The 21,293-nt window shown below is 67.9% G+C and carries 20 protein-coding genes; 15 read left to right on the top strand and 5 right to left on the bottom strand.

The genetic code is table 11. The features are described from left to right. Positions 1-52: 52 nt before the first annotated feature. The 4 genes from ACZ9AQ_RS15405 to ACZ9AQ_RS15420 all read right to left on the bottom strand — a co-directional run bounded on the left by ACZ9AQ_RS15405 (position 53) and on the right by ACZ9AQ_RS15420 (position 4,683). Positions 53-1,234 carry a trans-sulfuration enzyme family protein gene (locus ACZ9AQ_RS15405; RefSeq protein ID WP_429204341.1) on the bottom strand — a complete coding sequence of 394 codons (1,182 nt, stop codon included), beginning with the start codon at positions 1,232-1,234 and terminating at the stop codon, positions 53-55. After that, a complete protein-coding gene (locus tag ACZ9AQ_RS15410) occupies positions 1,231-2,610 on the bottom strand; it encodes a pyridoxal-phosphate dependent enzyme (protein WP_429204343.1) in 1,380 nt (459 codons plus the stop codon). The genes ACZ9AQ_RS15405 and ACZ9AQ_RS15410 overlap by 4 nt, the downstream gene beginning before the upstream one ends. Before the next feature lie 223 nt (positions 2,611-2,833). Then, positions 2,834-3,631: a GntR family transcriptional regulator gene (locus ACZ9AQ_RS15415; RefSeq protein WP_429204345.1), complete on the bottom strand. Its 798-nt coding sequence runs from the start codon at positions 3,629-3,631 to the stop codon at positions 2,834-2,836. A gap of 20 nt (positions 3,632-3,651) precedes the next feature. Further along, positions 3,652-4,683, bottom strand: coding sequence for an aromatic ring-hydroxylating dioxygenase subunit alpha (locus ACZ9AQ_RS15420; RefSeq protein ID WP_429204347.1), 1,032 nt, complete (start codon positions 4,681-4,683; stop codon positions 3,652-3,654). Positions 4,684-5,008: 325 nt separating this feature from the next. Between ACZ9AQ_RS15420 and ACZ9AQ_RS15425 the strand changes: the two genes are divergently transcribed. The 15 genes from ACZ9AQ_RS15425 to ligK all read left to right on the top strand — a co-directional run bounded on the left by ACZ9AQ_RS15425 (position 5,009) and on the right by ligK (position 19,631). Next, entirely contained in the window at positions 5,009-6,184 is a 1,176-nt protein-coding gene (locus tag ACZ9AQ_RS15425) for an ABC transporter substrate-binding protein (RefSeq protein WP_429204348.1), read from the top strand. Between the two features lie 171 nt (positions 6,185-6,355). Then, entirely contained in the window at positions 6,356-7,231 is an 876-nt protein-coding gene (locus ACZ9AQ_RS15430; RefSeq protein WP_429204350.1) for a branched-chain amino acid ABC transporter permease, read from the top strand. Then, positions 7,228-8,247 carry a branched-chain amino acid ABC transporter permease gene (locus ACZ9AQ_RS15435; RefSeq protein ID WP_429204351.1) on the top strand — a complete coding sequence of 340 codons (1,020 nt, stop codon included), beginning with the start codon at positions 7,228-7,230 and terminating at the stop codon, positions 8,245-8,247. The genes ACZ9AQ_RS15430 and ACZ9AQ_RS15435 overlap by 4 nt, the downstream gene beginning before the upstream one ends. Further along, entirely contained in the window at positions 8,244-8,993 is a 750-nt protein-coding gene (locus tag ACZ9AQ_RS15440; RefSeq protein ID WP_429204352.1) for an ABC transporter ATP-binding protein, read from the top strand. The genes ACZ9AQ_RS15435 and ACZ9AQ_RS15440 overlap by 4 nt, the downstream gene beginning before the upstream one ends. Next, the gene (locus tag ACZ9AQ_RS15445; RefSeq protein WP_429204354.1) at positions 8,986-9,711 is read left to right on the top strand and encodes an ABC transporter ATP-binding protein; all 726 of its coding nucleotides are present in this window, start codon (positions 8,986-8,988) and stop codon (positions 9,709-9,711) included. Before ACZ9AQ_RS15440 ends, ACZ9AQ_RS15445 begins: the two co-directional genes overlap by 8 nt. Positions 9,712-9,822: 111 nt before the next feature. Further along, entirely contained in the window at positions 9,823-10,941 is a 1,119-nt protein-coding gene (locus tag ACZ9AQ_RS15450; protein WP_429204355.1) for a porin, read from the top strand. Positions 10,942-11,003: 62 nt separating this feature from the next. Then, positions 11,004-12,200, top strand: coding sequence for a formaldehyde dehydrogenase, glutathione-independent (gene fdhA / locus ACZ9AQ_RS15455; RefSeq protein WP_429204357.1), 1,197 nt, complete (start codon positions 11,004-11,006; stop codon positions 12,198-12,200). A gap of 34 nt (positions 12,201-12,234) precedes the next feature. Next, positions 12,235-13,191, top strand: coding sequence for a PDR/VanB family oxidoreductase (locus ACZ9AQ_RS15460; RefSeq protein WP_429204359.1), 957 nt, complete (start codon positions 12,235-12,237; stop codon positions 13,189-13,191). A 7-nt stretch (positions 13,192-13,198) separates the two neighbouring features. Further along, a complete protein-coding gene (locus ACZ9AQ_RS15465; protein ID WP_429204361.1) occupies positions 13,199-13,936 on the top strand; it encodes an alpha/beta fold hydrolase in 738 nt (245 codons plus the stop codon). Further along, positions 13,923-14,336: a nuclear transport factor 2 family protein gene (locus ACZ9AQ_RS15470; protein ID WP_429204362.1), complete on the top strand. Its 414-nt coding sequence runs from the start codon at positions 13,923-13,925 to the stop codon at positions 14,334-14,336. Before ACZ9AQ_RS15465 ends, ACZ9AQ_RS15470 begins: the two co-directional genes overlap by 14 nt. A 21-nt stretch (positions 14,337-14,357) precedes the next feature. Next, positions 14,358-15,494: a Rieske 2Fe-2S domain-containing protein gene (locus ACZ9AQ_RS15475; RefSeq protein ID WP_429204364.1), complete on the top strand. Its 1,137-nt coding sequence runs from the start codon at positions 14,358-14,360 to the stop codon at positions 15,492-15,494. A 30-nt stretch (positions 15,495-15,524) separates the two neighbouring features. Further along, a complete protein-coding gene (locus tag ACZ9AQ_RS15480; protein ID WP_429204366.1) occupies positions 15,525-16,757 on the top strand; it encodes a gallate dioxygenase in 1,233 nt (410 codons plus the stop codon). Beyond that, positions 16,754-17,875, top strand: a complete 1,122-nt coding sequence (locus ACZ9AQ_RS15485) for a 4-oxalomesaconate tautomerase (protein WP_429204367.1) — start codon at positions 16,754-16,756, stop codon at positions 17,873-17,875. The genes ACZ9AQ_RS15480 and ACZ9AQ_RS15485 overlap by 4 nt, the downstream gene beginning before the upstream one ends. Before the next feature lie 30 nt (positions 17,876-17,905). After that, entirely contained in the window at positions 17,906-18,931 is a 1,026-nt protein-coding gene (locus ACZ9AQ_RS15490; RefSeq protein WP_429204448.1) for an amidohydrolase family protein, read from the top strand. 16 nt (positions 18,932-18,947) lie between these two features. Beyond that, the gene (gene ligK / locus ACZ9AQ_RS15495) at positions 18,948-19,631 is read left to right on the top strand and encodes a 4-carboxy-4-hydroxy-2-oxoadipate aldolase/oxaloacetate decarboxylase (protein WP_429204450.1); all 684 of its coding nucleotides are present in this window, start codon (positions 18,948-18,950) and stop codon (positions 19,629-19,631) included. On the opposite strand, the gene prpR is transcribed toward ligK, so the two are convergent. Then, positions 19,619-21,238, bottom strand: a complete 1,620-nt coding sequence (gene prpR, locus ACZ9AQ_RS15500; protein WP_429204369.1) for a propionate catabolism operon regulatory protein PrpR — start codon at positions 21,236-21,238, stop codon at positions 19,619-19,621. The genes ligK and prpR overlap by 13 nt on opposite strands. Positions 21,239-21,293: the final 55 nt, after the last annotated feature.

The following is a 21,293-nucleotide window of genomic DNA, read 5'->3' on the forward strand; positions in this document are numbered from 1 at the left end:
GGAGCCGGTAACGATCACCGCGTCGGCGGCAGCGCCGCCAACCCTACGCTGCTCAGATCGCGGCCAATGCGCGCCGCAAGTCCTCGCGCTGGTCGTCGACATGCTCGATGCCCACCGACAGGCGGATGAGCCCATCGCCTATGCCCAGCTCGGCGCGACGTTCGGGCGGAATGCTGGCGTGGGTCATCAGGGCCGGATGCTCGATCAGGCTTTCCACGCCGCCCAGGCTCTCGGCCAGGGTGAACACCTCGCAGGTTTCCAGGAAGCGGCGCGCGCCGGCGACGTCGGTGTCGAGGTCGAGCGCGACGATGCCGCCGTAGCCGTGCATCTGGTGGCGCGCCAGCGCGTGCTGGGGATGCGATTCCAGGCCCGGGTAGACCACCTTGCGTACTTTCGGCTGCTGCTCGAGCCAGCTGGCCAGCAGCAGGGCGTTGGCGTTGCTGCGCTCGACGCGCAGGGCCAGCGTCTTGATCCCGCGCAGCACCAGGAAGCTGTCGAACGGGCCCTGGATGGCGCCCACGGCGTTCTGGATGAAGCCGAGTTTCTCGGCCAGGCCGGTCTGGGCGTCGCCGGCGCCGACCACGGCCACGCCGCCGATCACGTCCGAGTGGCCGTTCATGTACTTGGTGGTGGAGTGCACCACGATGTCGAAGCCGTGCGCCAGGGGACGCTGGTTGATCGGGCTTGCGAAGGTGTTGTCGCACACGCTGATGATGCCGCGCGCGTGGCAGAGGCCGGCGATCGCGGTCAGGTCGGCGAGGTTCAGCATCGGGTTGGTCGGGGTTTCGACCCACACCATGCGCGTCTCGGGCTTGATGGCGGCGGCCAGCGCGTCGGGGTCGGACAGGTCGACGTAGCTGAACGACAGGCCGGCGCTGTCGCGGCGTACGCGCTCGAACAGGCGGTAGGTGCCGCCATACATATCGTCGCCGGCCACGATGTGCGAGCCGCTCGGCAGCAGTTCGAGCACCGCCGCGATCGCGGCCAGGCCGGAAGCAAAGGCGAAGGCGGCGCGGCCGCCCTCGATGTCGGCCACGCAGCGCTCGAGGGCCCAGCGCGTCGGGTTGTGCGAACGGCCGTAGTCGAGGCCCTTGTGCACGCCAGGACTTTCTTGCCGGAAGGTCGAGGTGGCGAAGATGGGCGGCATCACGGCGCCGGTGACCGGTTCGGGCGCCTGGCCGCCGTGGATCACGCGGGTGGCCAGGTGACGCTTGAATTCGATGGGAGTAGTCAAGACAGGGTCCTTCGCAAATGATTGAGCAGGTCGTAGCGCGTGATCAGGCCATAGAAGGTCGGCCCGTCGGCGATGACGGCGGTCAGGCCGCGGTCGAGGATCTCGCGCAACTGGCCCATGCTCGCCGCCGGATGCAGGGTTTGCAGCTCGGACGTCATGGTGCCGGACACCGGCGCATTGAAGCGCGCGGTATCCTGCGTCACCTGGTGCAGCAGGTCGGATTCGTCGATCAGGCCCAGCAGCCGGCCGCCGGCGTCGACCACCGGCAGTTGCTGCAGGTCGCTCGAGCGCATGCGGTTGAAGGCGGTGAGCAGGGTGTCCTCGGGCGCGAGCGTGATGACTTCGCCGGCGTCGTGGCGGCGGCCGATCAGGTCGCGCAGGTCGCCCATTCTGGGGCGCGTGATCAGGCCCTGGTCGACCATCCAGCCGTCGCTGTACACCTTGGAGAGGTAGCGCGTGCCGGTGTCGCAGACGAAGGTGACCACGCGCCTGGGGCGGGTCTGCGCGCGGCAATAGCGCAGCGCCGCCGCCAGCAGGGTGCCGGTGGAGGAGCCGCCCAGGATGCCTTCGCGCTGCAGCAGCAGGCGCGCGGTGGAAAAGCTTTCTTCGTCGCTGATGGTGTATGCGGTCTTCACGCGCGACAGGTCGGCGATGCCGGGGATGAAGTCCTCGCCGATGCCCTCGACCGCCCACGAGCCCGCGTGTTGCGAGACGTGGCCGGTCTCGACGTATTCGGCCAGGATCGAGCCTTTCGGGTCGGCCAGGACGAATTCGAGCAGGGGCTGGGTTTTCTTGAAGTAGCGCGACAGGCCGGTGAGGGTGCCGCTTGATCCGACGCCGACCACGATGGCGTCGAGCTTGTGGTTGGTCTGGTCCCAGATCTCGGGGCCGGTCGTGGTTTCGTGGGCGCGCGGATTGGCCGGATTATTGAACTGGTCGGCGAACCAGGCGCCGGGGATCTCCCTGGCCAGGCGCGCCGCGTAGTCCTGGTAATACTCGGGGTGGCCCTTGCCGACGTCGGAGCGGGTCAGGTGGATCTCGGCGCCGAGCGCCTTCAGGTGCAGGACTTTTTCGGCCGCCATCTTGTCGGGCACGACCAGGACCACCCGATAGCCCTTGATGCGCGCCACCAGCGCCAGGCCCAGGCCGGTATTGCCGGCCGTGGCCTCGATCACGGTGCCGCCGGGCTGCAGCAGGCCGTCGTGCTCGGCCTGCTCGATCATGGTCTTGCCGATGCGGTCCTTGATGGAGCCGCCCGGGTTCTGGGATTCGAGCTTGAGGAACAGCTGGCAGGGACCGGTATCGATCCGGGTGACTTCCACCAGCGGGGTATCGCCGATCAGCGAAAACAGTGCAGCTTGCGATGCATGTTGCATATTGCCTCCGATGGGTCGGCACGCGCGGCGCAGTGAACGCCAGTGAGGGCGGGTGCCCGGCGGCCGGCATGCTACGACGTCCCGGCGACGATTCAGCGCCAGGCCTTGGTAAGGAACCATCATACGAGGTTTTGCCGGGAGCTGCACTTGAGGTGGTCAAAGTTTCATCACGACGCCGTGCGACCCGGTTGCCGGGCTGGGAGAGGGCTGGCGGCCTGGCAGCTCAGGCTCGCTGGATCAGCGCCGCGCCGACGATACGGTCGAGCGCATCGGTGTTGCGCAGCGCCAGTTCGAGGTTCTTCTGGGCAATGCGGGAATGTTCCTTGACCAGCGCCTCGACCCGGGCGCCGGCGCGCGCTTCGATGGCGTCGACGATGTCGTGGTGCTGCATCTGCGCCAGCTTCATGTTCATTTGCGAGCCGGGCAGTACGGCCTGGGCGATGACGAACGCGTTCGGCGACGCGAACGGCATCGACGCGACCCGCAGCAGCGCGCGCTGGACCATGCTGCTGGCGGAAGCCTCCAGGATCAGGTCGTGCAGCCGTCCATTGAACACGGCGTACTGTTCGAGTTTCTCGATCTCGGGCAGGTCGCTGTCGACCGTCGCATCCAGGCGCTCGACGCAGTCGCGCATCTGCTGCAGCACGAAACGCGATACGCCGCGCTCGGCCGCCAGGCGCGCGGCCAGCGCCTCGATCGTCCCGCGCACCTCGATCGCGTCGGCGATGTCGTGCTGGGAAAAAACCCGCACCACGTAGCCGGACGGCTGCGCCGCGTCCAGCAGGCCTTCTTCGGCCAGGCGCTGCATGGCGGCGCGGATCGGCGTGCGCGACACGCCCAGGTGCTCGGCAACCTCGACCTCGGACAGGCGCTCGCCCGGGACGAAATGGCCGCGCAGCACCGCATCGCGCAAGCCCAGGATCGCGCGCTCGGTCTGCGAGGCGTCGCGGCTGGCCGCCGGCTGGCTGCCCGCTGGGGCGCTCTTCAGGTCGTGCGGGGTGGGCGTGGTCGGTTCGTTCATGGGGCAGGCAGGTGGGTGGTTCAGGCTGGGCGTTCCGCGGCCAGCAGGCGGTCGATGACGCGACGCGATTGTACGCCACCGGCATCGATATTGAGCATCAGGAGCTTGCGTTCGGGATGCTTCAGGAGGTTTTCCTGCTGCCGCTCCAGCATCTCGCGGTCTTCGCCGAACACCTTGCCCTGGCCCTCGCGGATCGAGGCGGTCAGTTCCTTGTCATGCGGCTTGAAGTTGCGCGCCATGCCCCAGAAATACCAGTGCGTGGTCTCGGTCTCGGGGGTGATGAAGTCTACCACGATGGACCCCGCCTTCTCGTTCTGCGGGGCGTCGATGCCGCCCTTGCCGGCCAAGGCCACGCCGACCTCGATCAGCACGTGGCTGGGCGGCGTGAAATGGCAGACCTGCCAGCGGTCGACCGCCTGGTCGTCCGGCAAGTCGTTGCCGCGCAGCGCCATCTTCCAGAAGGGCGGCGCAGTGATGTTTTCCATATGGCGGCTGGTGATCACCTCGTCGCCCTCGACCCTGGTGGTCACCGGCGCTTCGTCGATTTCCTTCTGGCCGATGCTGGAGGCGTGGACATAGGTTTCGTGGGTCAGGTCCATCAGGTTGTCGACCATCAGGCGGTAATCGCATTTGATGTAGTACAGGCCGCCGCCATACGCCCAATCGGGGCTTTCGGCCCACGCCAGGTGGGGCAACTTGGCCGGGTCGGCCTGCGCCGGATCGCCCGGCCAGACCCAGATGAAGCCATAGCGCTCGATGACAGGGAAGCTCTTGATGCAGGGGAAGCCGCGCACGCGCTGGCCCGGCATGGCGACCGTCTTGCCGTCGCAACCCATTTCCAGGCCGTGATAGCCGCACACCAGATTGCCGTCTCGTACGAATCCGAGGGAAAGTGGCGCCCCGCGATGAGGGCAGAAGTCTTCCAGCGCCTTGGCGGCGCCTTCGACGCCGCGGTACAGCACCATTTTTTCGCCGCAGATCTGGCGGCCCAGCGGTTTATCGGCGATTTCCTCCGGCATGCAAGCCACATACCAAGCGTTTTTTGGGTACACGTACGGTCTCCGTTCATTAGTCGTGCCGCTAGCCAAAGGGGGGGCACTGGTTTCAGTTTGTATACATAGTGTATACAGCTTTTTCGCGTTTTTCCATATCGAGGGATGTATACCGAGAAAATATGCCAATTCTCTGCAAAATTGTGGTCATATTTCTAAAGCATGTATACAATTGGATCACACCAGCCCGGTTCTGCATACAGGCGGTGCAGTTCCCGGAGATGCCGCTGCATGGCTGACGCGAAGATGCAAGCAAGACCGCGCAAGACGGTCGCTGAAGCCCCCCGCAGCATGTCGTTAATAAAAATCGGAGGAGACAGTGAAGATGAGCAAATGGAAAGCGTCGGTCCTGGCGGCCGGCTGCCTGATGGTATGCGGCATGGGTGTGGCCAGTGCTGCCGAAGTGCGGGTGGGCGTCATCGCCTCGTTCAGCGGTCCATATAGCCACTGGGGCAAGTACATTCAAGAAGCGACGGAAGCCTACGTCGCCCAGCACGGCGGCAAGGCCGGCGCCCACACCGTCAAGATCATCTACAAGGACGTTGGCGGCAACAACCCGGCGCGCGCCCGCCAGCTGGCCGAAGAGCTGGTGGTGCGCGACCAGGTGCAGTACATCGCAGGCATCGAATTCACCCCGACCGCGCTGGCGGTGGCCGACGTCGCCACCCAGGCCCGGGTACCGGTCATCATCAACAATTCCGGCACCTCGGGCATCCTGTCGCGTTCCCCCTACCTGCTGCGCTCGGGCTATACCCAATGGATGGTGGCCACGCCGCTGGCCAAGTGGACGGCCGAGGCGGGCGGCAAGAACGTGTTCCTGGCGGCGGCCGACTATGCGCCCGGCCACGACGCCATCGCCGCCTACCGCAAGTCCTTCGTCGGGGCCGGCGGCAAGATTGCCGGCGAAATGCGCGTGCCCCTGAATACCGCCGACTTCTCGACCTATATGCAGAAGGTGCGCGAAGCCAGGCCCGATTACGTCTACATGTTCATGCCGGTCGGCCCGCTGTCGGTCGCCTTCATCAAGGCCTACGTGGAACGCGGCCTGGAAAAGGACGGCATCAAGCTGCTGGCCACCGCCGAGACCGAGGAAAGCGAACTGGCCGGCTACGGCGACGCCGCCTCCGGCATCGTCACCGCGCTGCACTACTCGGCCACCAGCGCCACGCCCGCCAACCAGGCTTTCGTGGCCGCCTTGCGCAAGAAGGCCGGCGCCACGCGCATCCCGAACGTGGCCTCGGTGTCGGCCTGGGACTCGATGCACATGATCTACCAGATGATCAAGGCCACCGACGGCAAGAAGGATGGGCCGAAGGCGATGGCGGCGATCAAGACCCTGGCCTGGGAGAGTCCTCGCGGGCCGGTGAAGGTCGATCCGGTCACGCGTGAACTGGTCCAGAACGTCTACATCCGCAAGGTGGAAAAGGTCGACGGCGCCTACGTCAACAAGACCTTCAAAACCTATGAGGCGATCAAGGACCCTGGCGTCAAGGTCGAGTAAGACCGTGGCGGCGCATCCAGGCGCCACCGACCCCCGGCTTCAACCCTGATAACGCGCCCGCCGCGGGCAGGCGCACGCTTTGGAGAATCATCTTGCAGTCATATTCACTCAACCGGGGCCGGCTGGCCCCCGGCGTGGCCGCGCACGCCCTTGTGCATCGTGGAGGCAGCCATGTCTAGCGCCTTCGCCTCGCTGGTCATGGTGCTGTTCGACGGCGTCTCGTTCGGCATGATCCTGTTCCTGATCTCGGTCGGCCTGTCGATCACGATGGGCGTGATGCGGGTCGTGAACCTGGCCCACTGCGGCTTTGCCATGATCGGCGGCTATCTGACGGTCGCCCTGACCACCATGGCCGGCCTGCCGTATGGGGCGGCCATCGTGCTGGCCGTGCTCGGCACGATGCTGATCGGCGCGCTGCTCGAGCGCACCGTGTATTCGTGGATCTACGGCCAGAGCGAACTGGGGCAGGTCTTGATGACCATGGGCCTGGTGATGGTGATGATCGCCGGCGCCAACGCGCTGTTCGGTTCGTCGATCCAGAACGTCCCGGTGCCGGCCGGACTGCGCGGTACCGTGCAACTGGGCGAACTGGGACTGCCGGTGTACCGCCTGTTCCTGATCGTGGTGGCCGCCGCCTGCGGCGTCGCGATCTGGCTGGGACTGGAGAAAACCGCGGTCGGCGCGCGCCTGCGCGCGGCGGTCGACAATGCGCGCATGGCCGGTTGCATCGGCATCGACGTCAAGGCGCTGTTCGCCGTCACCTTCGCCATCGGCTGCGGCTTCGCCGGCCTGGGCGGCGCCCTGGGCGCCGACATGTTCCCGCTCGAGCCCTATTACGCGCTGCACTACCTGGTGCTGGTGCTGATCGTGGTGTCGGTCGGCGGCCTGGGCAGCATCAAGGGCACCCTGTGCGCCGCCATCCTCCTCGGCCTGGTCGATACCCTGGGCCGCTACTACCTGCCGGTCGGCGGCGGGATCGTCATCTATCTCGCGACGCTGGTGGTGCTGCTGCTGCGTCCACAAGGACTTTTCGGAAGGCCAGCATGAAACACGAATTCAACACGCCGTTGGCGGCCAATGCGCTGCCGCATTATCGCCTGGGCCCGATGGACGTCCTGCCCTGGATCGTGGCCATGGCCGCCTTCTTCAGTTTCGACACCTACCTGTCGCTGGGTGCGCAAATCCTGGTGATGGTGATGTTCGGCCTGTCGCTCGACCTGGTGCTGGGATTCGCCGGCATCACCACGCTGGGCCACGCCGCGTTCTTCGGCGTGGGCGCCTATGCGGCCGGCTACTACAACCTGCATTTCTCGCAAGAGCCCCTGAGCGGCCTGCTGGTGGCCGGCGGCGCGGCCGGCGTCATCGGCGTGCTGAGCGGCCTACTGGTGCTGCGCACCCATGGCCTGGCGCTGCTGATGCTGACCATGGTGATCACGGTGCTGCTGCACGAGGTCGCGAACGCCTGGGGCAGCGTGACCGGCGGCGCCGACGGCCTGTCCGGCATCGCCGTCGATCCGCTGTTCGGCCGCTTCGAGTTCGACCTGTACGGCACCACGGCCTACCTGTACGCGCTCGGCGTGCTGTTCCTGGCGTTCCTGGTGGTGCGCACGATCGTCAACTCGCCCTTCGGGCTGTCGCTGCGCGGCATTCGCGAGAACGCCAGGCGCATGGGCCTGGTGGGCGCCTCGGTGCACCTGCGCCTGGTCGCGGTCTACACGCTGTCGGCGGTGCTGGCCGGCATGGCCGGCGGCCTGGGCGCCCAGCTCACGCGCACGGTCAGCCTCGACCGCCTCACCTTCCAGCTGTCGGGCGACATCCTGATCATGCTGATCATCGGCGGCGTCGGCCGCATGTACGGCGCCTTCATCGGCATCCCGCTGTACATGCTGATGCTGGACCGGGCCGCGGCCATCAATCCCTTCCACTGGATGTTCGCGGTCGGCCTGATGCTGATCTTCCTGGTGCGGTTCGCGCCGGGCGGCCTGATGTCGCTGGGCGACGGCGGGCTGTTCAAGTCGTTCGGCCGCCAGGCCCGTCCGGCCGCGACCACGGAGGGCGCATGAACTACGCACTGGAAACCCGGGGCATGTGCAAGCGCTTCGGCGCGGTCGAGGTCACGAAGAACGTCGGCCTCAAGATCGAGCAGGGCGCGCGCCATGCGCTGATCGGCCCGAACGGCGCCGGCAAGACCACCTTCATCAACCTGTGCACCGGCGTGCTGGCGCCCGACGCAGGCGCGATCCTGGTCGGCGGCAGCGACCTGACGCGCGCCTCGCCGCAGCGCCGCGTCAACCACGGGCTGGTGCGCACCTTCCAGCTGAACACCCTGTTCAACCACCTGACGGTGGCCGAGAACCTCGCGATCCCGGTCGCGCAGCGCCTGGGCCGCAGCTGGAAGCCATGGGGCCGCACCGGCAGCGACGGCGCCGTGCGCGCCGAGGTGGCGCACCTGCTCGAGCAGCTGGGCCTGGGCGCGCTGGCCGCCAGGAAGATCGTCGAACTGGCCTACGGCCAGCGCCGCCTGGTCGAAATCGGCATCGCGCTGGCGCTGCGCCCCAAGGTGCTGCTGCTGGACGAACCGGCGGCGGGCATCCCCAACGGCGAGAGCGGCATGGTCCTCGAGCTGCTCGAGCGCCTGCCGGCCGAACTGGCCATCGTCTTCATCGAGCACGACATGAACCTGGTGTTCCGCTTCGCCCGGCGCATCACCGTGCTGGTCGAGGGCGCGGTGCTCACCGAAGGCTCGGTCGACGAGATCCGCAACGACCCGCGCGTGCGGGATGTCTACCTGGGACGGCGCCATGACTAAGCTGATCGAACTATCCGGACTGACCGCGGGCTACCGCGATGCGGTCGTTCTCAACGACCTGTCGCTGGCGATCGGCAAGGGCGAGGCGGTGGCCCTGCTGGGCCGCAACGGCGTGGGCAAGAGCACGCTGCTGGCGACCCTGATGGGACTGACCACCACCTTCAAGGGAAGCGTGCGGATGAATGGGGCCGACATCGGCGCGCTGGCGCCGCACCAGCGCAACGCGGCCGGCCTGGGCTACGTGCCGCAGGAGCGCGAGATTTTTCACTCGCTCACCGTGCACCAGAACCTGGAGGTCGCGGCGCGCGCCGGCCAGTGGGACCTGGCGGCCGTGTACCGGCTGTTTCCGCGCCTGGCCGAGCGCCGGACGAACTTCGGCAACCAGCTCTCGGGCGGCGAGCAGCAGATGCTGGCCATGGGCCGCGCGCTGGTCGGCAACCCCAGCCTGTTGCTGCTCGACGAGCCGCTGGAAGGGCTGTCGCCAATCATGATGGACGTCCTGCTCGACGCCACGCGCGTGCTCAAGGACGCCGGCCAGACCCTGGTCCTGGTCGAGCAGCACGCCCATATGGCGCTCGAGGTCACCGACCGTGTGGTGGTGCTGGACCGCGGCCGCATCGTGCATGACGGCGTCAGCAGCGATCTGCTGCGCGACGACGCGCGCCTGGGCGCACTGCTCGGCGTGGGCGACGGCGCCGCCCGGCTGGCGACGGCCTGACGCATCCGACAGACGAAATCCGCGAAAGGGAGGAACGGCGACACGAGACACCGAATCAGCAGCACACGATCGTCACTGCATGACATAAGACCATAACGGAGACACATACAGATGAAGAACAAGGTAGCGAAGAAGAACAAGGCCGCGCTGTTGGCGGGAATGCTGTGCATGGCGGGCGCGGCGCCGGCCCTCGCGCAATCGTCGGTCCAGGTGTACGGCATCATCGACACCGCCATCGAGCGGCTGTCGAACGCCGGACCGAATGGGGAGAGCCTGACCCGGATGCCGAACCTGTCGGGGGGCATGTTCCCGTCGCGGATCGGCCTGCGCGGCAGCGAGGACCTGGGCAACGGCCTGAAGGCCATCTTCACCCTCGAGAATGGCTTCGGCCCGGACGCCGGCGGCGTCAACCAGGGCGGCCGCCTGTTCGGGCGCCAGGCCTGGGTCGGCCTGAGCGGAGACTGGGGCGCCGTGACCGTCGGCCGCAACTACAGCATGCTGTTCTTCTCGCGCTTCGACACCGACATCATCGGGCCTTCGCAATACTCGATGGGCTCGCTCGACCTCTACCTGCCGAACGACCGCAAGGACAATTCGATCGCGTACAAGGGCACGTTCAGCGGGGTGACGGTCGGCGCCACCTACAGCCTCGGACGCGATGCGGCCACCGCCGGCGGTCCGTCCGCCACCGGCTGCGGCGGCGAGAGCGCGACCGACGACAAGGCCTGCCGCGCCTGGAGCGCCATGCTGCGCTACGACAGCAAGCGCTGGGGCGCGGCGCTGGCCTACGACACCTACAACGGCGGTCCGGGCGCGGCGGCGGCGTTCAGTCCGACCAGCAGCGCGCTGTCGGACACCCGGATCAACCTCGGCGCGTACGTGGTGCTGGGCGACTGGAAGGTGAGCGGGGGGCGCTTCTGGCGCGACAACGAAGGCAACGCCCTGACCCCGCGCAGCACCCTGTCCTACCTGGGCGCGGCCTACGCGGTGACGCCGATGATCACGATCGACGGCCAGGTGCTGCGCCTGGACTTCCGCGACAGCGGCAACGACACCAATATGGTCGTGCTGCGCGGGATGTACAACTTCTCGAAGCGCACCACCGTGTACCTGATGGGCGGGAAGGTCGACAACAGCGGCGCAGCGGCGGTCGCCCTCAGCGCGGGCGCGACGACGCGTGCCGGCGGAACCCAGAACGGCGTGATGGCCGGCATCAAGCACGCGTTCTGAGCCAGACAGCGGTGCGCCGTGGTGGCGCACCTGCGGACAAGCAAACGACAACGGAGGAAGCAATGGCAGAAAATCGTGGTGTGGTGTACATGGGGCAGGGCAAGGTCGAAGTCCGGAACATCCCGTTTCCGAAGATGGAAGACCCGCACGGCCGCAAGATCGAGCATGGCGTGATCCTGCGCGTGGTGTCGACCAATATCTGCGGCTCGGACCAGCATATGGTGCGCGGCCGCACCACGGCGCAAGTCGGACTGGTGCTGGGCCATGAAATCACCGGCGAAGTGCTGGAAGTCGGGCGCGACGTCGAAACCCTGCGCAAGGGCGACCTGGTATCGGTGCCGTTCAACGTCGCCTGCGGCCGTTGCCGCACCTGCAAGGAGCAGGACACCGGCGTGTGCCTGAACGTGAACCCGTCGCGCGCCGGCGGCGCCTACGGCTACGTCGACATGGGCGGCTGGATCGGCGGCCAGGCCGAATACGTGCTGGTGCCGTATGCCGACTTCAACCTGCTGAAATTCCCCGATCGCGACCGTGCGATGGCGAAGATCCGCGACCTGACCTGCCTGTCGGACATCCTGCCGACCGGTTATCACGGCGCCGTCACCGCCGGCGTCGGCCCGGGCAGCACCGTCTATATCGCCGGCGCCGGACCGGTCGGCATGGCGGCCGCGGCGTCCGCGCGCCTGCTGGGCGCGGCCGTCACCATCGTCGGCGACGTCAATCCGCTCCGCCTGGCGCATGCGAAGTCGGTCGGCTTCGAGACGGTCGACCTGTCGCAGGACGCGCCGCTGGGCGAGCAGATCGCCGCGATCCTGGGCACGCCCGAAGTCGACTGCGCGGTCGACTGCGTCGGCTTCGAGGCGCGCGGCCATGGCCAGTCCGGCGCACGCAGCGAGGCGCCGGCCACGGTGCTCAACTCGCTGATGGAAATCACGCGCGCGGCCGGCAGGATCGGCATTCCGGGCCTGTATGTCACCGACGATCCGGGCGCCGCCGACCAGGCAGCCAAACACGGCAGCCTGCAGATCCGCTTCGGCCTGGGCTGGGCCAAGTCGCACAGCTTCCATACCGGCCAGACGCCGGTGATGAAGTACAACCGGGCCCTGATGCAGGCGATCCTGTGGGACCGCATCAACGTCGCCGAGGTGGTCAATGTGCAGGTCATCGGCCTGGACGAGGCGCCGCAGGGCTACGGCGAATTCGATGCCGGGGTGGCGAAGAAATTCGTCATCGATCCACACCGGATGCTGGCCGCCTGAAGCCCTCCTTGTTTACTTGAAATACGGTCACGCCATGAACACTATCGCAGTCAGAATCGTCAGCAAGACGCAGGAAGCACAGGACATCGCCGGTTTCGAGCTGGCCAGCGAGGACGGGCAGGCGCTGCCGCCGTTCTCGGCCGGCGCGCACATCGACGTCCACATCGCCGACGGGCTGGTGCGCCAGTATTCGCTGTGCAACGATCCGGCCGAACGGCATCGCTACCGGATCGCGGTGCTGCGCGATCCGGCCTCGCGCGGCGGCTCGCAGGCGGCGCACGAGCGGCTCAGCGAGGGCGACGTCATCCAGATCGGCGCGCCGCGCAATCACTTCGAGCTGGGCCCCGCGGACGACTACCTGCTGCTTGCCGGGGGCATCGGCGTGACCCCGATCCTGTGCATGGCCGAGCGGCTGGCAAAGACAGGCGCGCGCTTTGCCATGCATTACTGCGCCCGTTCGCCGGAGCGCGCCGCCTTCCTGGATCGCATCGCGGGCGCGCCGTTTCGCGACCGCGTGCACCTGCATTTCGATTCCGGCGCCGCCGGACAGAAATTCGACATGGCAGCGCTGCTGGCGCAGGCCGGCGCCGGCACCCACCTGTATGTATGCGGTCCGCAGGGCTTCATCGACCACGTCGCCGGCAGCGCGCGCGGCGCCGGATGGGCCGAGCATCGCATCCACTTCGAATACTTCGGCGCCGCGCCGCAGGACGCGTCGGGGGACGCCGCGTTCGAGGTGAAGCTGGCCAGCAGCGGCCAGACCTATGTGATCCCGGCGGGAAAATCGGTCTGCAACGCGCTGCTGGAGCACGGCATCGACATTCCGATCTCGTGCGAGCAGGGCGTGTGCGGCACCTGCATCACGCGCGTGCTGGAGGGAACGCCCGACCACCGCGACCTGTATTTCACCGACGAAGAAAAAGCCGCCAACGACCAGTTCACGCCGTGCTGCTCGCGCGCGAAGACCGGCCTGCTGGTGCTGGACCTGTGAGGATGCGATGAAGACGATCTACCTGCTGTGCGGCCTGCTGTGCGACGACGTCGTGTGGGAGGCGCAGGCCCGTGAACTGGCGCGCGACCATGACGTGCGCGTGATCAGCTTCCTGCAACACGATTCGCTGGCGGCGATGGCCGCCCATGTGCTGGCCGGGGCGCCGGCCAGCTTCGCGCTGGCCGGCCATTCGATGGGCGGACGGGTGGCGCTGGAGGTGATGCGCCAGGCGCCGCACCGCGTCGAGCGCCTGGCCCTGCTCGACACCGGCTACGAGGCGGCCGTCCCGGGCGAGGTCGAACGGCGCGCGGTGCTGGTCGAGCAGGCGCTCGCGCAGGGGACGGCGGCCATCGCCCGCACCTGGGGCTTGCCGATGCTTGCGCCGCACCGGCGCGACGACCCCGCCGTGGTGCAGCCGGTGCTGGACATGGTCGGGCGCATGACGGGCGCGATCTACGCGGCCCAGACCCGCGCCTTGCTGTCGCGGCCGGACGCGACCGGCGTGCTGCAGGGCGTCGATTGCCCGACCCTGGTGCTGTGCGGCCGCCAGGACGGCTGGAGCCCGCCCGAACGCCACGAAAGGATGGCGGCACTGCTGCCGCGGCCACCGCTGCTGCGCCTGCTCGACGAGTGCGGCCACATGGCGATGATGGAGCAGCCCGCCGCCGTGCTGGCGGCGCTGCGCGAATGGCTGGCGCTGCCGGCCGGATCGACGACGGGGAGCGACGACCATGCACGCCATTGAAGAACTGCTGGTGCGCCAGGCCTGCGCCGAGCTCATCGCCCTGTATGCGCTGCTCAACGACGAGCGCCGCTATGAGGAGCTGGCCGACCTGTTCACCGAGGACGCGACCCTGTTCCGGCCATCGAGCCCGGACCAGCCGATCCGGGGCCGCGCGGCGATCCTGGAGGCCTTCCGCAAGCGCCCGGACAGCGTCGTCACCTTCCACGTCACCAGCGACGTGCTGGTGGAGGCATCCGCCGCGGGCGTCGTGCAGGTCCGCTCGAAGATGCTGATGTTCGCGGCGACCCGCGGCGAAGCGGGCAGCAACAAGGCGCCGGTGGCGGGCACCTTCCACGATACGGTCGTATCGACGCCGGACGGCTGGAAATTCAGCCAGCGGCGCGGCGCGCTCGTCATCTGACCACGAACCGAGGAGAACGGCATGTCGCAAGCACCGCAAGCACCGCAAGCAACGCATGACACGCAAGCACCGCAAACCCCAGGCAAGCGCCAGGCGATGGCCGACCATGCCACCCCGCTCGTCAGGAACGCCTGGTACGTCGCCGGCATGAGCGGGGAAATCAACCGCGACCTGAAGCAGCGCACGCTGCTGGGCAAGACGGTGCTGATGTACCGCACCCTGGCGGGCGACCCGGTCATCATGCAGGACCGCTGCCCGCACCGCAATTTTCCGCTCTCGAAAGGGCGCCTGGACGGCGACAGGGTGGTGTGCGGCTACCATGGCATGAACTTCACGCCGGATGGCCAGTGCGTGTTCATGCCGGCGCTCACGCGCGCGCCATCGCACGTGCGGATCGCCTCCTACCCGGTGGTCGAACGCTCGCCCCTGGTCTGGGTATGGCTGGGCGACCCGGACCGGGCCGATCCGGCCCTGGTGCCCGAGACGCCGTGGCTGTCCGACCCGGCGTACAAGACCGTGAACGGCCGGTTCCACGTCCGGACCAACTACGTGGCGATGCACGAAAACCTGCTCGACCAGACGCATTTCCCGATCCTGCACGCGGGCACCGGCATCGGCACCCCCGAGTATTCGCGCTCGACGATGGACGTGCGGGTCGACGGCGACCGGGTGCACCTGGTGCGCGCGCTGCTCGATGCGCCGGCGCCGGACATCTACGGCATCCCGGCGCGCCTGAAAGACCGCATCGTCGACCGCCATTCGGACGGCTGGTTCGCCAGTCCGGCGCTGCATTACGCCCATGCGCGCATCGTCAACAAGGCGCCGCGCGCGGGAGAGCGGATCGAGTACCGCTACACGATCACCCACGTCTACACGCCCGAAACCCAGGGCACGATCCACTACTGGTGGTTCAACAGCCGCGACACCTACCTGGACGACCCCGAGACCGACCGCTTCCTGGTCGAATCGTCGGTGAAGGCCTACCAGGAAGACGTCGATGCATTGGGCTGGATCCAGGAAGTGGTCGAGCGCGAGACGGAGCCGTTCGAGGAGCTCAGCTTCGGCCCCGACCGGCCCGGCATCGCGATGCGCAAGATCCTGCTGCGCCTGGCCGAGGCCGAAACACGGGATGCGCCGGAGAATCAGGCAGCCGCCTGAAGACGATCACCATCACCATCAGGAATCCATATGGCACACATCATCGGGGGCATCGGCACCTCGCACGTTCCCACCATCGGCCTGGCCTATGACCGCAAGCGCCAGGATGACCCGGCCTGGGCGCCGCTGTTCGAGGGCTACAAGCCGGTAGCGGCATGGCTGGCCGAAAAGAAGCCGGACGTGCTGCTGTTCTTCTACAACGACCATGCCAACAGCTTCTTCTTCGATTGCTATCCGACCTTCTCGATCGGGGTGTCGCCCCAGTTCGACATGGCCGACGAAGGCGCCGGCCGCCGTCCGCTGCCGTCCATCCGCGGCCATGCGGGCCTGGCGGCGCACGTCACTGACTGCCTGGTCAACGAGGAATTCGACATGGCGGTGTTCCAGGACCGCCCCCTCGACCATGGCTGCAATTCTCCGCTCGGCCTGATGTGGCCGCACGAGCCGGCGTGGCCGGGCGCGATCCTGCCGATCGCGATCAATGTGCTGCAATACCCGTTGCCGACCGCGCAGCGCTGCTTCAAGCTGGGGCAGGCGGTACGGCGCGCGGTGCAATCCTTCCCGGACGACCTGAAGGTGGTCGTGGTCGGAACCGGCGGGCTGTCGCACCAGATCCACGGCGAGCGCACCGGCTTCAACGACACCGACTGGGATGACGAGTTCCTGCGCCTGTTCGTCGAGGCGCCGCACGAGATGACCGCGCTGACGCATGCCGAGCTGGTCAGGCGAGGCGGCGCCGAGAGCGCCGAGGTGATCATGTGGCTGGCGATGCGCGGCGCGCTGACCGACGAAATCCGCTGCGTGCACCAGAACCAGTATCTCGCCACCACCACCAATATGGCGGTGACGATCTACGAGCAGGTCGAAGCGAGCGGCCCGCCGCCGGCCGCGCCCAGGCCGCGGCCGAATGCGCAACTGGCGGGGATCGAGGAGATCGACGGCACCTATCCGTTCGACGTGCGCGCCAGCGTCAAGGCGGTCAACCTGAACCGCTTCTTCTGGCGCCATCGCGAGCCGGCGTTTCGCGCGCTGGTGGTCGACGATCTCGAGGCCGCTTTCGACGAATCGCACCTGACGCCGGAGGAACGGGCGCTGGTGCGCAAGCAGGATTGGCTGGGCCTGGTGCGCTACGGGGTCAGCTTCTTCGTGCTCGAGAAATTCGCGCGCGTGCTGCGGGTGTCGAACTTGCAGGTGTATGCGATCATGCGCGGCGAATCGCTGGAAGACTTCCTCAAGACGCGGCGCGTGCCGGAGTCGGCATGAACGGCGCGCCCGCATCCGACCTGGTCCCGGTGCCCTGCATCCTGATGCGCGGCGGCACCTCGCGCGGTCCGTTCTTTCTCGAATCGGACCTGCCGGCCGACGTGGCGGCGCGCGATCGCGTGCTGCTGGCGGCCATGGGCTCGCCCGACCACCGCCAGATCGACGGCCTTGGCGGCGCCCACCCGCTCACCAGCAAGGTGGGCATCGTGCGCAAGAGCGCCACGCCCGGCGTCGACCTCGACTTCCTGTTCGCCCAGTTGCAGCCGGATGCCGAGTCGGTCGACGTCACGCCCAACTGCGGCAACATGCTCGCCGCCGTGCTGCCGTTCGCGCTCGAGCGCGGCCTGCTGGCGCCCGCCGATGGCGCCACGACGGCGCGCATCCTGACGCTCAATACCGGCATGCAGTGCGACGTGACCGTACCCACCCCGGGCCGGCGCCTGCAGTATGGCGGAACCGCCCGCATCGATGGCGTGCCGGGCACGGCGGCGCCGGTCACGATCGCGTTCCTCGACACGGCCGGCTCGGTATGCCCGGCGCTGCTGCCGAGCGGGCGCGTGAAGGACACGATCGCGCTCGGCGGCGCCGATCCCCTGACCATCGAGGCGACCCTGATCGACAACGGCATGCCGATGGTGCTGGTGCGCGCCTGCGACCTGGGTGCGAGCGGCTACGAATCGGTCGCCGACCTCGACGCCAACGTGGCCCTGCGGGCGCGCGTCGAGGCGCTGCGGCTGGCCTGCGGTCCCCTGATGGGATTGGGCGACGTGACGAGCAAGAGCTATCCGAAGATGTGCCTGGTCGCCGCTCCGGCCGCCGGCGGCAGCCTGGCCACGCGTTGCTTCATACCGCATGTGTGCCACGAGGCGATCGGCGTGCTGGCCGCGGTGACGGTGGCCACTGCCGCGGTCCTGGACGGATCGGTCTGCGCCGGGCTGGCGCAGGTGCCGGACGGGCGCCGCAAGACCGTCTCGGTCGAACATCCGACCGGAGAATTGAGCGTCGAACTCGAACTCGACGAACACGATCCGCAAGTCGTCGCGCGCGCGGCGCTGCTGCGCACCGCGCGGCCCATCATGCGCGGCGAGGTACTGGTCCGCGCCGAACAAGGAGAATAGAAGATGCTGCACAATCAAGGACGGCGGCCGTTGGTCATCGATTGCCACGGCCACTATACGACCGCGCCCAAGGCGCTCGAAGAGTGGCGCCAGCGCCAGGTCGCCAGCCTGGGCGCCCCGGCTCAGGGGCCGAAGGCGTCGGAGCTCAAGATCAGCGACGACGAGCTGCGCGAGTCGATCGAAACGAACCAGCTGCGTCTGATGAAAGAGCGCGGCTCGGACCTGACGATCTTTTCGCCGCGCGCCAGCTTCATGGCCCACCATGTCGGCGACTTCGAGACCAGCGCCACCTGGGCCGCGATCTGCAACGAGTTGTGCTACCGCGTGTCGCAGCTGTACCCGGACCACTTCATCGGCGCCGCGATGCTGCCGCAATCCCCCGGTGTCGATCCGAAGACCTGCATTCCCGAGCTGGAGCGCTGCGTCAAGCAATACGGCATGGTCGGCATCAACCTGAATCCCGATCCATCGGGCGGCCACTGGACGTCGCCGCCGCTATCGGACCGCCACTGGTATCCGATCTACGAAAAGATGGTGGAGCACGACATTCCGGCGATGATCCACGTCAGCACCAGCTGCAACGCGTGCTTTCATACCACCGGCGCGCACTACCTGAATGCGGACACCACGGCCTTCATGCAGTGCCTGACCAGCGACCTGTTCAAGGACTTCCCGACCCTGAAGTTCCTGATCCCGCATGGCGGCGGGGCGGTGCCCTACCACTGGGGACGCTTCCGCGGCCTGGCCCAGGAAATGAAGAAACCGCTGCTCGAAGAACACCTGCTGAACAACATCTTCTTCGATACCTGCGTCTATCACCAGCCCGGCATCGACCTGTTGACCAAGGTGATCCCGGTAAAGAACGTGCTGTTCGCTTCCGAGATGATCGGCGCCGTGCGCGGCATCGATCCCGACACCGGCCACTACTACGACGATACGAAACGCTACGTGCAGGCGGCAAGCCTGTCGGACGCGGACCGTTTCCAGATTTTCGAGGGCAACGCGCGCCATGTATATCCGCGCCTGGACGCCTTCCTCACCCGGAAAGGATACTGAGATGACCGTTCCATTGATGAACCAGCTGGGCGTGGTCAAGCGCCATGTCACGCGCGCCGATCGCGCCACCATCGACCTGCTCGGCAAGCTGGGCAGCGCCACCGTGCATGAGGCGATGGGCCGTGTCGGCCTGCTCAAGCCGTATATGCGCCCGATCTGGCCGGGCGCCCAGGTGTCCGGCTCGGCGGTGACGGTGCTGCTGCACCCTGGCGACAACTGGATGATGCATGTGGTGGCCGAACAGATCCAGCCCGGCGACATCGTGGTTGCGGCGATCAGCGCCGAATGCGGCGACGGCTACTTTGGCGACCTGCTGGCCACCAGCTTCATGGCGCGCGGGGCGCACGCCCTGGTGATCGACGCCGGCGTGCGCGACGTGCGCGTGCTCAAGGAGATGGGTTTTCCGGTCTGGAGCAAGTGCATCAGCGCCAAGGGCACGATCAAGGCGACCCTGGGGTCGGTCAATATTCCCGTGCTGTGCGCGGGGGCGCTGGTCAATCCGGGCGACGTGATCGTGGCCGACGACGATGGCGTGGCGGTGGTGCCGGGCCAGGACGCCGGGCGTGTCGCGCACGTGGCGGAGCAGCGCGAAAGCCTGGAGGAAGAAAAGCGCGCCAGGCTGGCCGCGGGCGTGCTGGGCCTGGATATGTACGATATGCGCGGCCCCCTGGAGAAGGCCGGCCTGCGTTATATCGACTGAGCTTCGGACCTGAGCCGCCGCCAGAGCGTCGTGCGGCTGATGCCCAGGTGCCGCGCGGCCAGGTCGCGCTGGCCGCCGAAGCGCGCCAGCACCGCCGCCGCCGATTCGCGCAGCGCGGGCGCATCAGGCGCGCGCGGCGGGGCGGCGACGAGCGGCGCCGGCTGGCGCCCCAGCTCGGGCGCCACCGACAGCAGGAAAGCGGGCGTGAGCGACTGCAGCGGCTCGGCCGCCAGGAACAGCGCAACCCGCTCCATCAGGTTGCGCAGCTCGCGCACATTGCCGGGCCAGGCATAGGAGGAGAGCAGGGGCGCGCACGCCGCGATCTCGGCCGCCAGGTTCGGATGCGGGCGCGCATCGAGCGCGGCCAGCGCGTGTTTGAGCGACCATTCGGCCAGCGGCGCGATGTCCTGCGCCCGCGCGCGCAGCGGCGGCAAGGGCAGGCGCAGCACCGCCAGCCGATAGAACAGGTCGGCCCGAAAACGCCCCTCGCGCACCCGCGCTTCCAGGTCGCAGTGGGTGGCGCTGATCACGCGCAGGTCGATCGGCACCGGGCGTGTGCCGCCGACCCGCATCACCTCGCGTTCTTCGAGCACGCGCAGCAGGCGGGTCTGCAGGGCCAGCGGCATTTCGCCGATCTCGTCCAGGAACAGGGTGCCGCCGTTGGCGGCCTCGAACAGGCCGGCGTGGCCGCCGCGGCGCGCGCCGGTGAACGCGCCTTCCTCGTGGCCGAACAGCTCCGACTCCAGCAGCGACTCGGCGATCGCGCCGCAGTTCACCGCCACGAAGGGGCGGTCGGCGCCGCGCCGCGCTCTCTCGCGGTGGATCGCCTGCGCCACCAGTTCCTTGCCGCTGCCGGTCTCGCCCTCGATCAGCACGGTGCTGGGCGAGCGCGCGTACAGCACCACGGTCTGGCGCAGGCGCTCCATCGCCGGAGCGTCGCCGCGCAGGTCGTTGATGCCGCGCCGTGGGCGTTGTTCCGCTCCCTTGCGCCGTCCGCGGCCGGCCTCGAGCCGGGTCAGGCGCGCCAGCTCCAGCGCGTCGTCGAAGGCCTGGCGGATCGAGGCCGCCGAATACAGGAACACGCCGGTCAGCCCGGCTTCCTCGGCCAGGTCGGTGATCAGGCCCGCGCCGACGATCACGGCGATGCCCTCGGCCTTGAGCTCGTGCACCGCGGCGCGCGCATCCTCGCGCGTCACGTAGGTGCGCTGGGCCAGGTCCAGGCCGAAGGTGGCGGCGAAGTCGCCCAGTTCCGGCAGCGGCGCCTGGTAGCTGATGACGCCGATCCGGTGGGAGACGCGGCGCGCCCGCGCCAGCGCCTTGAGCACGTCGAAGCCGCTGGCCTTGGCCGCCACCACCGGCACCGACACGCGGCCCTTGAGCCAGGCGGCGTTCGAGCCGGCCGCGATGACCACGTCGCAGTGTTCGAGCGCCAGGCGCTCGCGGATGTGTTTCGCCGCATCGTCGAAACCAAGGTGCAGCGGTTCGATCGAAGCCACATGGTCGTATTCGACAGTGATGTCGCGGAACAGGTCGGACAGGCGCGAGACGGAGACGGTCCAGATGACGGGCTTGTCACCGGCGTCGAGCGGTGGGCGGGATGCGTTCATGTTTCAAGTTTAGTGCATTTTCAGCGTCAGGTTTCAATTTGAAACGGCTGGAGCT

The sequence above is a fragment of the Massilia sp. UYP34 genome, assembly GCF_056279385.1.

Coding starts and splice junctions, on each gene's coding strand:
- ACZ9AQ_RS15410 (WP_429204343.1), bottom strand. CDS start 2,610: ATGCAACATGCATCGCAAGCTGCACTGTTTTCGCTGATCGGCGATACC.
- ACZ9AQ_RS15415 (WP_429204345.1), bottom strand. CDS start 3,631: ATGAACGAACCGACCACGCCCACCCCGCACGACCTGAAGAGCGCCCCA.
- ACZ9AQ_RS15425 (WP_429204348.1), top strand. CDS start 5,009: ATGAGCAAATGGAAAGCGTCGGTCCTGGCGGCCGGCTGCCTGATGGTA.
- ACZ9AQ_RS15430 (WP_429204350.1), top strand. CDS start 6,356: ATGTCTAGCGCCTTCGCCTCGCTGGTCATGGTGCTGTTCGACGGCGTC.
- ACZ9AQ_RS15435 (WP_429204351.1), top strand. CDS start 7,228: ATGAAACACGAATTCAACACGCCGTTGGCGGCCAATGCGCTGCCGCAT.
- ACZ9AQ_RS15440 (WP_429204352.1), top strand. CDS start 8,244: ATGAACTACGCACTGGAAACCCGGGGCATGTGCAAGCGCTTCGGCGCG.
- ACZ9AQ_RS15445 (WP_429204354.1), top strand. CDS start 8,986: ATGACTAAGCTGATCGAACTATCCGGACTGACCGCGGGCTACCGCGAT.
- ACZ9AQ_RS15450 (WP_429204355.1), top strand. CDS start 9,823: ATGAAGAACAAGGTAGCGAAGAAGAACAAGGCCGCGCTGTTGGCGGGA.
- fdhA (WP_429204357.1), top strand. CDS start 11,004: ATGGCAGAAAATCGTGGTGTGGTGTACATGGGGCAGGGCAAGGTCGAA.
- ACZ9AQ_RS15460 (WP_429204359.1), top strand. CDS start 12,235: ATGAACACTATCGCAGTCAGAATCGTCAGCAAGACGCAGGAAGCACAG.
- ACZ9AQ_RS15465 (WP_429204361.1), top strand. CDS start 13,199: ATGAAGACGATCTACCTGCTGTGCGGCCTGCTGTGCGACGACGTCGTG.
- ACZ9AQ_RS15470 (WP_429204362.1), top strand. CDS start 13,923: ATGCACGCCATTGAAGAACTGCTGGTGCGCCAGGCCTGCGCCGAGCTC.
- ACZ9AQ_RS15475 (WP_429204364.1), top strand. CDS start 14,358: ATGTCGCAAGCACCGCAAGCACCGCAAGCAACGCATGACACGCAAGCA.
- ACZ9AQ_RS15480 (WP_429204366.1), top strand. CDS start 15,525: ATGGCACACATCATCGGGGGCATCGGCACCTCGCACGTTCCCACCATC.
- ACZ9AQ_RS15485 (WP_429204367.1), top strand. CDS start 16,754: ATGAACGGCGCGCCCGCATCCGACCTGGTCCCGGTGCCCTGCATCCTG.
- ligK (WP_429204450.1), top strand. CDS start 18,948: ATGAACCAGCTGGGCGTGGTCAAGCGCCATGTCACGCGCGCCGATCGC.
- prpR (WP_429204369.1), bottom strand. CDS start 21,238: ATGAACGCATCCCGCCCACCGCTCGACGCCGGTGACAAGCCCGTCATC.